Annotated in this window: 8 protein-coding genes and 1 pseudogene; 4 read left to right on the forward strand and 5 right to left on the reverse strand. The window is 71.1% G+C overall.

The window, feature by feature from the left end; genetic code table 11:
- Positions 1-89: 89 nt before the first annotated feature.
- The 3 genes from ACTIR_RS0119370 to ACTIR_RS0119380 form a co-directional block, all read right to left on the reverse strand.
- Positions 90-752 carry a TrmH family RNA methyltransferase gene (locus ACTIR_RS0119370; protein ID WP_007023330.1) on the reverse strand — a complete coding sequence of 221 codons (663 nt, stop codon included), beginning with the start codon at positions 750-752 and terminating at the stop codon, positions 90-92.
- A 70-nt stretch (positions 753-822) separates the two neighbouring features.
- On the reverse strand, positions 823-1,386 hold the full coding sequence (gene pyrE / locus ACTIR_RS0119375) for an orotate phosphoribosyltransferase (protein WP_007023331.1): 564 nt from the start codon (positions 1,384-1,386) through the stop codon (positions 823-825).
- A gap of 39 nt (positions 1,387-1,425) precedes the next feature.
- Entirely contained in the window at positions 1,426-2,193 is a 768-nt protein-coding gene (locus ACTIR_RS0119380; RefSeq protein ID WP_026455514.1) for an SDR family NAD(P)-dependent oxidoreductase, read from the reverse strand.
- 109 nt (positions 2,194-2,302) lie between these two features.
- Between ACTIR_RS0119380 and ACTIR_RS27290 the strand changes: the two genes are divergently transcribed.
- Positions 2,303-3,103, forward strand: a complete 801-nt coding sequence (locus ACTIR_RS27290; RefSeq protein ID WP_052583960.1) for a hypothetical protein — start codon at positions 2,303-2,305, stop codon at positions 3,101-3,103.
- 391 nt (positions 3,104-3,494) lie between these two features.
- On the opposite strand, the pseudogene ACTIR_RS27605 reads toward ACTIR_RS27290, so the two are convergent.
- Together ACTIR_RS27605 and clpB are read right to left on the reverse strand one after the other, a co-directional pair.
- Positions 3,495-4,154: pseudogene (locus ACTIR_RS27605) on the reverse strand (type III secretion system chaperone family protein); the annotation flags it as partial.
- Positions 4,155-4,248: 94 nt separating this feature from the next.
- Positions 4,249-6,864: an ATP-dependent chaperone ClpB gene (gene clpB, locus ACTIR_RS0119395; protein WP_026455516.1), complete on the reverse strand. Its 2,616-nt coding sequence runs from the start codon at positions 6,862-6,864 to the stop codon at positions 4,249-4,251.
- A gap of 267 nt (positions 6,865-7,131) precedes the next feature.
- Here clpB and ACTIR_RS0119400 point away from each other — a divergent pair, with 267 nt between their 5' ends.
- The 3 genes from ACTIR_RS0119400 to ACTIR_RS0119410 all read left to right on the forward strand — a co-directional run bounded on the left by ACTIR_RS0119400 (position 7,132) and on the right by ACTIR_RS0119410 (position 12,505).
- Entirely contained in the window at positions 7,132-8,736 is a 1,605-nt protein-coding gene (locus ACTIR_RS0119400) for an alanine/glycine:cation symporter family protein (RefSeq protein WP_026455517.1), read from the forward strand.
- Between the two features lie 286 nt (positions 8,737-9,022).
- Positions 9,023-11,074, forward strand: coding sequence for an acyltransferase family protein (locus ACTIR_RS0119405; protein ID WP_026455518.1), 2,052 nt, complete (start codon positions 9,023-9,025; stop codon positions 11,072-11,074).
- A 252-nt stretch (positions 11,075-11,326) separates the two neighbouring features.
- The gene (locus ACTIR_RS0119410; RefSeq protein ID WP_026455519.1) at positions 11,327-12,505 is read left to right on the forward strand and encodes an FAD-binding oxidoreductase; all 1,179 of its coding nucleotides are present in this window, start codon (positions 11,327-11,329) and stop codon (positions 12,503-12,505) included.
- Positions 12,506-12,576 lie beyond the last annotated feature (71 nt).

Raw genomic sequence — 12,576 nt, forward strand, 5'->3', positions numbered from 1 at the left:
GCACCACCCGGGGACACCGCACCGCCCGGAGACACCGCACCACCCGGCTCCCGGCCGCCCGGCTCCTGACCGGACGGCCGGCGGGCCGGTCACCAGGCCGAGCGCAGGTCCGCGTGCTGCCGGATCCAGGTGTGCATCACGATGCCCGCCGCCACCCCCGCGTTGATCGAACGGGTGGTCCCGAACTGCGCGATCGACACCACCAGCGACGCGGCGGCCTGGGCGTCCGGCGACAGCCCCGGCCCCTCCTGCCCGAACAGCAGCACGCAGTCCCGCGGCAGGTCCGCGGTCTCCACCGGCACCGCACCGGGCCGGTTGTCCACGGCGACGACGGCGAGGCCGTGTGCGGTGGCGTACTCCACCAGGCCGGACACCTCCGGGTGATGGTGGAGGTGCTGGTAGCGGTCGGTGACCATCGCCCCGCGCCGGTTCCACCGGCGCCTGCCGACGATGTGGACCGCGGCGGCGGCGAACGAGTTCGCCGTGCGCACCACCGTGCCGATGTTGTGGTCGTGCTGGAAGTTCTCGATCGCCACGTGGAACGGGTACCGCCGGGTGTCCATGTCGGCGACGATCGCCTCGCGGCGCCAGTACCGGTAGGCGTCGACCACGTTGCGCCGGTCGCCGTGCTCCAGCAGTTCGGGGTCGTACCGCTCGTCGGTGGGCCAGGGCCCCTCCCACGGACCCACACCCACCCCGCTGTCGGTGGTCGACCATTCGGTCGGTCCCGGCGTCTCCGTCACACCCGCCATTGTCCCCACGGGCGGGACCGTTCCCCGGCGCAGGTGCCGCTCAGCGCAGCCCCGCTCAGCGCAGCCCCGTTCAGCGCAGCCCGAGGTCGTCGAGGTCGAGCAGCGACCGGTAGGGCAGCCCCCGCTCCTCGATCGCCTCGCGGGCGCCGGTGTCCCGGTCGACGACGGTGGCCACCCCGACGACGGTGGCGCCCGCCTCGCGCAGCGCGTCCACGGCGGTGAGCACGCTGCCCCCGGTGGTGGAGGTGTCCTCGACGGCGAGCACCCGCTGCCCCGCCACCTCCATGCCCTCGATCCGGCGCTGGGTGCCGTGCTCCTTCGCCGTCTTGCGCACCACGAAGGCGTCCAGCACCACGTCGTCGGCCGCCGCCGAGTGCAGCATCGCGGTCGCCACCGGGTCGGCGCCCAGGGTGAGGCCCCCCACGGCCACGTACTCCCAGTCGGCGGTGCGCTGCCGCAGCAGCCTGCCGATCAGCGGGGCCGCCGCGTGGTGCAGGGTGGCCCGGCGCAGGTCGACGTAGTAGTCGGCCTCCGCGCCGGAGGAGAGCACGACCCGGCCGCGGATCACACAGAGTTCGGTGACCAGCCGGGCGAGTTCGGTCTTCGCCGCTCGGTCCAAGGAAGGGTTCGCCACAGCGGCGAGTCTGACACGAGGCCCGCGGGCGGGCCGCCCTCAGGTGCGGTCCCGGCCCGCGAACCGGCCGCCGAGGCGTCGGACCACACCGCGCGGCAGGAGTCGCCCGACCGCGGCCACGATCTTGTAGCGCTTGCTGGGCACCGAGACCACCCGGCCCGCCCGCAGGTCCGCCAGTGCCTCGTCGACGACCCTGCGGGCGTCGAGCCACAGCACACCCGGGCCGGACTTGTCCAGCCCCGCCCGCGTGTGGAACTCCGTGTGGGTGAATCCGGGGCACAGCGCCAGCACGCGCACCCCGGAACCGTGCAACGCGGAGGCCAGGCCGTCCGAGAACGACGTGACCCACGCCTTGCTCGCGGTGTAGGTCGACCCACGGCCGGAGAAGAACCCGGCCACGCTGGAGACGTTGACGATGTCCCCGCCGCCCCGTTCCCGCATCCCCGGCACCGCCGCGCGGGTCAGCCGGAGCACGGCGGTGACGTTGACGTCGAGCTGGCGCTGCAGCGCCTCGACGTCGGCGGTCCAGAACTCGCCGGACAGGCCGAGGCCGGCGTTGTTGACCAGCATGTCGACCGGGGATTCGGTGAGTCGTCGTTCCACGGCGTCCCGGCCCGCCTCGGTGGCCAGGTCGGCGGTGAGGGTCTCGACCCGCACGCCGTGTCGGGTCCGGAGTTCGTCGGCGCGCTCGGCGAGTCGGTCCGCGTCCCGCGCGACGAGCACCAGGTCCCTGCCTTCGGCGGCCAGCGTGTCCGCGAAGACGGCCCCGATGCCCGCGGTGGCTCCCGTGATCAGTGCTACCGGCATGAGGGTCAAACTACCGCCCGGGCGATCACTACGCTGATGACAGGCAGTATCTTGCTCAAACCATTGGGGGTACCCGCGAGCCTCACCCGACCGAGGGAATGGACTCCAGATGGGAAACGGTGCCATCGACTACCTGTCGTTCGTCCGCGGCTACATCGCGGCGACCGACGACGATGCCGCGGGGGCCGACACCGTCGGGGAACCGGACACCCCGCACAACCCGCACGGTCCGGACACGGACGGCCCCGGCGGTGGGATCGATCCCGACTCGTACGCGGAGGGGTTCGCGGCGGCGACCGAGCCCGTGGAGCACACGCTGACCTACCGGGAGCTCTCCCTGCAGGACGGCGGCCGGTTCGCCGGGACCCTCGACCTCGTCGACCCCTCACCTGCCCCGGTCGGCACGGACACGGAGCCGGAGGCAGCCACGGAGCCGGAGGCGGCCACGGAGCCGGAGGCAGAAGACACGGAACCGATGGCGGCGGGGCCCGCAGCGACCCCGGCCCCGGACCCGGTCCCGTCGGCGGGGTTCCGGCAGACCGACTTCAAGCAGGCGTCGCTGCGGGCACTGCTCAAGCACTACGACACGGAATCGCTGTGGGCCGAGAGCCACCGGCTCCGGCAGGGGCGGTCCTCCACCGGACCCGGCCCGGCGGAGGACCCGGCCACCGGGGACGGGGACGCGCCTGTCGAGGGCCCGCTCGTCGCCGGGGACCGGGGCGCCGGAGACCCGGATCCCGGCCCGGCCACCGAAGACCCGGCCACCGAAGACCCGGCCACCGATGGCCCGGGTACCGAAGGCCCGGTCGGCGAGGATTCGACCACCGACGGGCCGGGCGCCGTGGAGGGTCCGGCCGGGAACGATCTCCCGCAGCGCCCCTCGGTGTCCGGAACGCTCGACCTGGACTGACGGACCCACCCGGCGCGGGAGCACGCCGGTCGACGGGCCGCAGCCGCGGTCAGCGTCCCGCCGGACCGCCCTCGGTCTCGGCCGAGGTGGAGGCGCCCGCGTCGGCGTCCCCGGAATCGTTCCCGGAACCGCCGGAGCCGGCCGAGGAGTCGTCGTCGCCGGAACCGGTGGTCACGGCCGTCCCGCCGGACGTGGTACCGCCCGACGTGGCACCGCTACCCGACGTGGTGCCGCTGCCCGACGTGGTGTCTGCGGAGGCGGAACCGGAGCCGCCGGGGCCGGACGGGGTCGGGTCCGTGGTGCCGGACCCACTCGCGGTACCCGTGTCCGCGCCGACCGGGTCGAGCTCGGCGTCCTCCAGCGCGGCACGATCCGACTCGGCGTCGGCGAGCGGGGTACGCGCGGGCGCCCCGTCCTCCTCGAAGGGATCGACGATGTCGGCGATCTCGCCCAGGTCCCGCAGCAGCCGCTCCAGGCGCGACGGCCCCACGTTCGGCGCGACGCTGGCCAGCACCCACTCGTTCTCCAGCCAGGCGACCCCCACGTCCCCGCCGAGCCCGTCGGCGGCGTCCACGAGATCCTGGCCGATCATCGTGCGTGCCCGGCCGAGGTCGTCGGCGAAGGCGTAGCGCTGGCCGACCGGGCCGAGCAGTTCGGGCATCTCGGCACGCTGGAACGGCACGCTCGCCAGCCACAGTTCGAGCAGCACGGGATGCACCCGGTTGCACCGCACGGCCACGATCACCGCGGGGATGACGCCGTCCGACTCGATGTCGAAGACGAACACCGGACGGCGCCCGTCGGCGGTGAACGTCGACCCCGCCACGACGTTGACCGCCCCCTGCGCCGCGAAGTAGCCGATCGCGCCGCCGGACCACTGCCGGGGCAGCCCCTCGTCCTCCTCGACGTACTGCCATCCGCGCAACTCGGCCCAGCGTGCGCGCTCGCGGTTGCGCGAACTCTCCCTGGCGCGGTCCGCGGTGAGCAGGCCGAGCCCGGCGACCGCGGCGACGGCGGCGATGACGAACCAGATCCACGCTGGAATACCCACGGCGCACAGGGTATCCGGCACGGCCCGCCGACCAAGATCAGCGGGCCGTGTCGCGCCGACTCGTTCGGCGGAGGCCCCGCGGGAGAGCGGGGTGTTACTCCGTCCGGGTGACGACGAGGGGCTTCTCGCTGTCGACCGGGGACTCCGGGACGTCGACGTGCACCGTGTCGCCGTCCCGCACCTCGCCCGCGAGCAGCTTGCGGGCCAGTTCGTCACCGATCGCGGACTGGACCAGCCTGCGCAACGGCCGCGCCCCGTAGACGGGGTCGAAACCGTTCAGTGCGAGCCACTCCCGCGCGGCCGGGGTGACCTCCAGGGTGAGCCTGCGCTGCGCGAGCCGCCGCGCCAGCCGCCGCACCTGGATGTCGACGATCTCGGCGAGCTGCTCGGTGTCCAGCGCGTGGAACACGACCACGTCGTCGAGCCGGTTGAGGAACTCCGGCTTGAAGTGCTGCCGCACCACCGTCATCACCGAGTCCGTGCGCTGCTGTTCGGTCAGCGCCGGATCGGCGATCGCCTGCGAGCCCAGGTTCGACGTGAGCACGAGGATCGTGTTGCGGAAGTCCACCGTGCGGCCCTGCCCGTCGGTGAGGCGCCCGTCGTCGAGCACCTGCAACAGCACGTCGAACACGTCCGGGTGGGCCTTCTCGACCTCGTCGAGCAGCACCACCGAGTACGGCCGCCTGCGGACCGTCTCGGTGAGCTGGCCACCCTGGTCGTACCCGACATAGCCGGGCGGGGCACCGACCAGCCGCGCGACCGAGTGCTTCTCGCTGTACTCGCTCATGTCCACGCGCAGCATCGCGCGCTCGTCGTCGAACAGGAACTCGGCCAGCGCCTTGGCCAGCTCGGTCTTGCCGACGCCGGTGGGGCCGAGGAACAGGAACGAACCGGTGGGCCGGTCCGGGTCGGCGACCCCGGCGCGTGCCCGGCGCACCGCGTCGGAGACCACCCGCACGGCGTCGGCCTGCCCGACCACCCGTCCGGCGAGCTCCTCCTCCATGCGCAGCAGCTTGCCGGTCTCGCCCTCCAGGAGCCTGCCCGCGGGGATGCCGGTCCACGCGCTCACGACGTCGGCCACGTCGTCCGGACCGACCTCCTCCTTGAGCATCACCTCGCCCGTGTCCTCCACCCGCTCCGAGGCACGGGTGGCCTCGTCCAGCTCCTTCTCCAGTGCGGGGATCCGGCCGTACCGCAGTTCGGCGGCACGGCCGAGGTCGGAGTCCCGCTCGGCGCGGTCGGCCTCACCCCGCAGCTGTTCCAGCTGCTCCTTCAGCTCCCGGACCCGCTCGATCGAGCCCTTCTCGTTCTGCCAGCGCGCGGTCAGTGCATTCAGGCGTTCGCGCTTCTCCGCCAGCTCCCTGCGCAGCGTCTCCAGCCGCTCCCGCGAGGCGGCGTCGTCCTCGGCCGACAACGCCATCTCCTCGATCTCCAGACGCCGCACGGTGCGCTCGACCTCGTCGATCTCCACCGGCCGTGAGTCGATCTCCATGCGGAGCCGGGACGCGGCCTCGTCCACCAGGTCGATCGCCTTGTCCGGCAGGAACCGCGCGGTGATGTAGCGGTCGGACAACGTCGCGGCGGCCACCAGGGCCGCGTCGGTGATCCGCACGCCGTGGTGGACCTCGTAGCGTTCCTTCAGCCCCCGCAGGATGCCCACGGCGTCCTCCACGGAGGGCTCACCCACCATGACCTGCTGGAACCGGCGCTCCAGGGCGGCGTCGGTCTCGATGTGCCTGCGGTACTCGTCGAGCGTGGTGGCACCGACCATGCGCAGCTCACCCCGGGCGAGCATCGGCTTGATCATGTTGCCCGCGTCCAGCGAGGAGTCCCCACCTCCGCCGCCGCCCGCGCCGACGATGGTGTGCAGCTCGTCGATGAAGGTGACGACCTGCCCCTCGGACTCCTTGATCTCCTTGAGCACGGCCTTGAGGCGTTCCTCGAACTCGCCCCGGTACTTCGCACCCGCGACCATCGACCCGAGGTCCAGCGCCACGACCCGCTTGCCGCGCAGCGACTCGGGCACGTCCCCGGCGACGATGCGCTGGGCCAGACCCTCCACGATCGCGGTCTTGCCCACCCCGGGTTCGCCGATGAGCACCGGGTTGTTCTTGGTCCGCCGGGACAGCACCTGCACCACCCGGCGGATCTCGGTGTCCCGCCCGATCACCGGGTCGAGGTCACCGGCCTTCGCCCGCTCGGTGAGGTCGAGTCCGTACTTCTCCAGCGCCTGGTAGGTGCCTTCCGGGTCCGGGGTGGTCACGCGGGCGGAGCCGCGCACCCGGGTGAATGCCTCCCGGAGGGCGTCCGGGGTGGCACCGTGCCGCTGCAGCAGTTCCGCGACCGGGCCACCCTCCGCGGCCAACCCCACCAGCACGTGTTCGGTGGAGACGTACTCGTCACCCAGTTCGGTGGCCAGCTTCTGCGCACGGGTGAGCGACGTGACCGCGTGGCTGTCGAACTGCGGCGTGGACACGGTCGCCCCGGTCGCCGAGGGCAGTCCCGCGGTGACCGGTTCGAGATCCTTGCGGACGACCGCGACATCGGCCCCGACCGCCTCCAACAGCGGCACGGCGAGCCCGTCGCCCTGCGCCAGCAGCGCACCGAGCAGATGCGCGGGTGAGATCTCCGGATTGCCCGCCATCGTGGCGGCCTGTGCCGCCGACGAGATCGCCTGCTGCGTCTTCGTTGTCGGGTTGAACGCGTCCATCCCTCACCCCTTGTGGTGCTGCTTTCGTGTTGTCGGCTTGTCCGGGTCGATTCGCGGTTACCGGCCACAGGAGGACGGATCACGCCCGCCTGACCCGCTGATGCCCGGTCGGACCCGTGTTGTCCACCTTCAACAAGGACAACGTAAGGAAACTTGAGTGTGTTCCGCTCAATCCGGACGATCTCACGGTGAGAGGTAGGTAACTTTGCGTAACGAATTGCCGCAGGGTCTTGTCAGCCGTGCCCCTTTAGGGTCAGATACCGCACCATGTCTGTGAACCACACCACGGAGGTCGCGTCGAGCCCACCGGCCGACCCGGCCACACACGTCCTCGCGGCCGAGGGAGGGACCCTCGCCTCGATCGAGGAAGCGATCAACAGCGTTTTCGACCCGTTGACGGAGGGCCTCTCCGCGTTCGTGTTCGCCGAGATCAGCATCGGCAGCGTCTCGTTCCCGTGGATCGTGGCCTGGCTGATCCTCGCGGCGACCGTCTTCACGATCTACTTCGGGTTCATCCAGTTCCGCGGCTTCAAACTGGCCACCGAGATCGTCCGGGGCAAGTACACCGACAAGACCGAGCCCGGGGAGATCTCGCACTTCGCGGCGCTGTCCTCGGCGGTGTCCGGCACCGTGGGACTCGGCAACATCGCCGGTGTCGGCGTCGCGGTGACCATCGGCGGCGCCGGTGCGACGTTCTGGATGATCCTGGCGGGTCTGCTCGGGATGTGCACCAAGTTCGTCGAGTGCACCCTGGGGGTGAAGTACCGCGAGACGCACGCCGACGGCACCGTCTCCGGTGGCCCGATGCACTACCTGCGCAAGGGCCTCGCCGAGCGGTTCGGCAACGCGTTCGGCCGGGGTCTGGGGAAGGTGCTCGCCGTCCTGACCGCGGTCATGCTGCTGTTCTTCGCCTTCTCCGGCGGCAACATGTTCCAGGCGAACCAGACGTTCTCCCAGCTCAAGAACGTCACCGGCGGTGAGGACGGCCTGCTCGGCGGCGCCGGCGCCTCGCTGATCTTCGGCATCGTGCTCGCGATCGTCGTCGGCTTCGTGATCATCGGCGGGATCAAGTCGGTCGGCGCCGTGACCAGCAGGCTGGTGCCCGCCATGGCGGTGGTCTACATCGCCGCCTGCCTCGTCGTCATCCTCGTCAACATCACCAGCGTGCCCGACGCGGTCGGCCAGATCGTCGGCGGCGCGTTCGCGCCCGAGGGCGTCGTCGGTGGTGCGATCGGCGCCCTGATCGTCGGTTTCCAACGTTCGGCCTTCTCCAACGAGGCGGGCCTCGGTTCGGCCCCGATCGCGCACTCGGCGGTCAAGACGAAGAACCCGGCCACCGAGGGCCACGTGGCGCTGCTGGAGCCGTTCATCGACACCGTCGTGGTCTGCACGATGACGGCGCTGACGATCGTCATCGCCGCACCGCAGATGTGGCTGGACAGCAAGGCCACGCTGTTCGCGGGCGGCGAGCCGCCGAGCAACGAGCAGGGTGTCACCATCACCTCGGAGGCGTTCGGCACCGTGCTGCCGTGGTTCCCGTACGTGCTGACCGTCGCCGTGGCACTGTTCGCGCTCTCCACGCTGATCACCTGGGGCTACTACGGCCAGAAGGCGTGGATCTTCCTGTTCGGCAAGTCCCGGGTGACCGAGCGGGTGTACCAGGTGCTGTACTGCCTGTTCGTCGTGATCGGCTCGGTGCTCACGCTGGGCAGCGTGCTGTCCTTCGCCGACGCCGTGCTGTTCATGCTCGCGCTGTTCAACATCATCGGTCTCTACCTGCTGATGCCGGTGGTCAAGCGCGAGGTCCGCTCCTTCCGGGACAAGCTCCGCACCGGTGAGGTGAGCAAGGTCGACGACACGGTCCACAGCTGACCGCGACCAATCCGTCCGGACCGGGAACCGCCCGTCCCCACACCCGGGGCGGGCGGTTCCCGCTTTTCGGGGAGGGGGAAACACGCGGAAGCCGCGCTGCCCCTGCGGACGCGCCGTATTACCCGGATCACACGATGCGGTTGTGTAACGCCGTCGGACGACACGACAGGGGGTGCGCTAGGGTCCCGACTCCGCGGTAGTGCTCGAGCCCGGGTCTCCAGGTCCGGAGCAGTCTCGACGCGAACCGAAACCGCAGCCGGCCGAACCCGCACTGAGGACCCTGACCATGACCGTGTTGCGCGTCCGCGCGTCCGAAGCGACCAGCCAGCCCGCACAGGGGGAACGCAAGTTCCGTCCTGAACTGCAGGGACTCCGTGCACTGGCGGCGGCTCTCGTGGTCGTCTACCACGTATGGCTCGGCCGTGTGTCGGGCGGTGTGGACGTGTTCTTCCTGATCTCCGGGTTCCTGATCACGGGACAGCTGTTCCGCGCGCAGGCCCGGGGCGGGATCCGGTTCCGGCCGATGTGGGGGCGCATGATCAAGCGCCTCTTCCCGGCGGCGTTGACCGTGCTGCTCGCCACGATGGCCGCCTCCGTACTCCTCCTCCCCGAGCACCGGTGGTTCCAGACGATCAAGGAGGTCGTCGCCGCCGCCTTGTACCTGGAGAACTGGCAGCTCGCCGCGGACTCGGTCGACTACTTCGCCCAGAACAGCACGGCGAGCGTCGTGCAGCACTTCTGGTCGCTGTCGATCCAGGGGCAGTTCTACCTGGTCTGGCCGCTGCTGGTGGCGGTGGTCGCGCTGGCCGCACACCGACTGGGACGGGGGCTGCGCGGCTCGTTGCTCGCGGCACTGTCGACCGTCCTGGTGATCTCGCTGGCCTACTCGGTGTGGTTGACGGCGGTCAATCAACCACTGGCGTATTTCACTTCACTGACGCGGGTGTGGGAGTTCGCGCTCGGCGGGCTCCTCGCGTTGCTCATCAGCTCGATCGTTCTGCCGAGAGGACTCCGGATCCTCATGGGCTGGGTCGGAGTGGCGGCCCTCGTCGCCTGCGGGCTGGTCCTGCACGTCGGCAGGAGCTTCCCTGGTTACGCGGCGCTGTGGCCGACACTGGCCGCGGCGCTGGTGCTACTCGCCGGCGCCACCGGCAGCCGTGTGGGAGCTGACCGGTTCCTGTCCTCGAGGCCGCTGGCCTACCTGGGCAACGTGAGCTACGCACTGTACCTGTGGCACTGGCCGGTGCTGCTGTTCTATCTCGCCGTCCGCGATCAGGAGGAGGTCGGACTCCGTGGAGGGGCCGGTGTCATCGGACTCTCCCTGTTGCTCGCGGTGTTCACCTACCACTTCATCGAGAGCCCGGTGCGCGAATCCCGGATCGGGGTGACGACGCGGTGGGGCGCCTACCGGTTCGGTGTGGCCGCCCTCGCTCCGGTGCTCGTCGCGGCTGGCGCCTGGCAGCTGGTGAGTGTCCAGCGGGCATCGTTCGCCTACGACGGGACCGACCACCCGGGTGCACAGGCACTCGCGACCGGCGGTCCGATCCTGGATCTCGAACGGTCCATCGTTCCCCCCTTCGCCGCGGTACCCGACGAGTTCAAGAACCACGACTCCGAGAACTGCCGTCGCAAGGAAGACTTCAACGAGCTGCAGATGTGCGTGGTCGGGCCCCACGAAAACCCCACCCGGCGGCTGGTCGTCATCGGCGATTCCCATGCACAGCAGCTTGTCGCCGGACTGGCCCCCGGCGCAGAGGCGAACGACTGGCAGATCACCACGATGCTGAAGGGCGGTTGCCCCCTGACCTCCACCTCGACCCACGCGGGTTGTGCCGCCTGGAACCAGTGGGCGGTCGACGAGATCATCGAGATGGAGCCGGACGCCGTCGTCACGGTGGCGACGCGCGACGTCCGGGTGGGATTGGAGGAACACACCCCGGACGGCTACGTCCAGCAATGGCGGCGGATCACCGAAGCCGGCATCCCGCTGGTGGGTGTCCGGGACAATCCCCGGTTCGACTTCGACCCGCCGGAGTGCGTGCAGCAGCACGGTCCGACGGCCTCCGAGTGCGAGCGGCCGCGGGCCGAACTCTACGCGCCGGAACCGCCGTACGCGAGGATCCCCGACCTTCCCGAGAAGGTGTCCTTCATCGACCCGAGTGACTACTACTGCACCGACGACCGCTGTCCGCCGGTCGTCGGGAACGTGCTGGTCTACATCGACGACAACCATGTGACGAAGACGTACATGGCGACGCTCGCACCGATGCTCGAGACGCGGTTGACCGAGGCCCTGGGCTGGGACGAAGGGGCAGGCTCCGGCGCCGCTCCACGCTGACCCCCGCGCAGCGGACGGACGCGTGCGGGGTGCCCGTGCTGTGGTCGTGGTCGACCCGATGCGTGACCGGCTTCCGGGAGGCCGCCTACCGCGACCGGCGCACGGGACCTAATGTGGTCGCCGGACCGCTCGGCCTGGAAGGTGAACCCCGTTGTTGCCCGTGACAGTGCGCTCGCCGTGGCCGCGCTCGCTGTTGCCGTCGGTGCGGGTCTCGCCCGCGCGGACGGTCCGGACCCCACCGGGGTGCGCGCGATGACGAACGAACCGATCAGCCCGATCCCGGAGTTGGCGCCACCCCGTCAGGCGCCGCCCGCCGTCGTCGAGATGGTGGGGCACATCCGCCGGACCTGGCAGCTGGCACGGCCGTACCTGCCGGAGATCACCGAGGACTTCTACAACCTGCTGTTCACCCTCGCGCCCACCACGCGCGACTTCTTCCCCGCCAGCCTGCAGGCCGAACAGGGCCGCACCCTCCGGGCACTGGTGCATCTGCTGCACATGGTCGACCGGCCGGACGATCTCGCGCCGTTCCTGCGCGAACTCGGCAGGGACTACCGCAAGTTCGACGCGCGGCCCGACCACTACGAGGCGGTGGGCACCGCGCTGCTCGCCGCCCTGAAACGCTGGCTGGACGACGCCTGGACCCCCGAGGTCGAACGCGCGTGGGCGGAGGCCTACACCCTCGTCGCCCGGTCGATGCAGGACGCCGCGGAGGAATACCGCCACCAGCCGCCGTACTGGCGGGCCACCGTCGCCGAGCACTACCGGCTCGGCAGGGACCTGGCCCTCATCCGGGTGGAACCGGAGGAGGCGATCCCCTACCGCGCGGGTCAGTACTTCAGTGTGGAGGTGCCGCAGCGTCCCCGGTTGTGGCGGCATCTCTCCCCGGCGAACGCGCCGAGGCCGGACGGCTCGCTGGAGTTCCACGTGCGTGCCGTCGACGGCGGCTGGGTGTCACGGGCGATCGTCGGCCACACCCGGCAGGGGGACGAATGGCGGATCGGGCCGCCGCTCGGTGGTCTGCACGTCGACCGGGAGGCCGGATACCCGGTGCTGATGATCGCGGGCGGCACGGGGGTCGCTCCGCTGCAGGCCCTCGTGGACGAGCTGGGCCGGTTCGTCACGAACCCGCCCGTCACGTTCTTCTACGGCGGCCGGACGCGGGCCGACCTCTACGCGCTCGACCAGGTGCGGGGGCTCGCCGCCACGAACCCGTGGCTGACCGTGCGCCCGGTGGTGGAGCATCCGGACGGGATCCCCGGTTTCGAGCACGGAACGCTCGCCGAGGCCGTCACACGCCGCGGCCCCTGGGCCGACCACGACATCCTCGTCTCCGGCTCCCCGGGGATGATCAAGGGGACGGTGTCCCGGATGCTGGTGGCGGGAACGGCCCTGCACCAGATCCGCTACGACCCCTTCGCCCTGGACTGAGCGACCCCGGGCGCACCCGCCCCGCCCCGGAACCGTCCGCGCCGGGCCGGGCGGCCCGGGCGGTCAGCGGC

Source organism: Saccharomonospora iraqiensis subsp. iraqiensis, from assembly GCF_000430445.1.
GTDB classification, from domain to species: domain Bacteria; phylum Actinomycetota; class Actinomycetes; order Mycobacteriales; family Pseudonocardiaceae; genus Saccharomonospora; species Saccharomonospora iraqiensis.

Bases quoted from the DNA above. Each gene is read 5' to 3' on its own strand.
- ACTIR_RS0119370 (WP_007023330.1), bottom strand. From the start codon at position 752: ATGGCGGGTGTGACGGAGACGCCGGGACCGACCGAATGGTCGACCACC.
- ACTIR_RS0119380 (WP_026455514.1), bottom strand. From the start codon at position 2,193: ATGCCGGTAGCACTGATCACGGGAGCCACCGCGGGCATCGGGGCCGTC.
- ACTIR_RS27290 (WP_052583960.1), top strand. From the start codon at position 2,303: ATGGGAAACGGTGCCATCGACTACCTGTCGTTCGTCCGCGGCTACATC.
- clpB (WP_026455516.1), bottom strand. From the start codon at position 6,864: ATGGACGCGTTCAACCCGACAACGAAGACGCAGCAGGCGATCTCGTCG.
- ACTIR_RS0119400 (WP_026455517.1), top strand. From the start codon at position 7,132: ATGTCTGTGAACCACACCACGGAGGTCGCGTCGAGCCCACCGGCCGAC.
- ACTIR_RS0119405 (WP_026455518.1), top strand. From the start codon at position 9,023: ATGACCGTGTTGCGCGTCCGCGCGTCCGAAGCGACCAGCCAGCCCGCA.
- ACTIR_RS0119410 (WP_026455519.1), top strand. From the start codon at position 11,327: ATGACGAACGAACCGATCAGCCCGATCCCGGAGTTGGCGCCACCCCGT.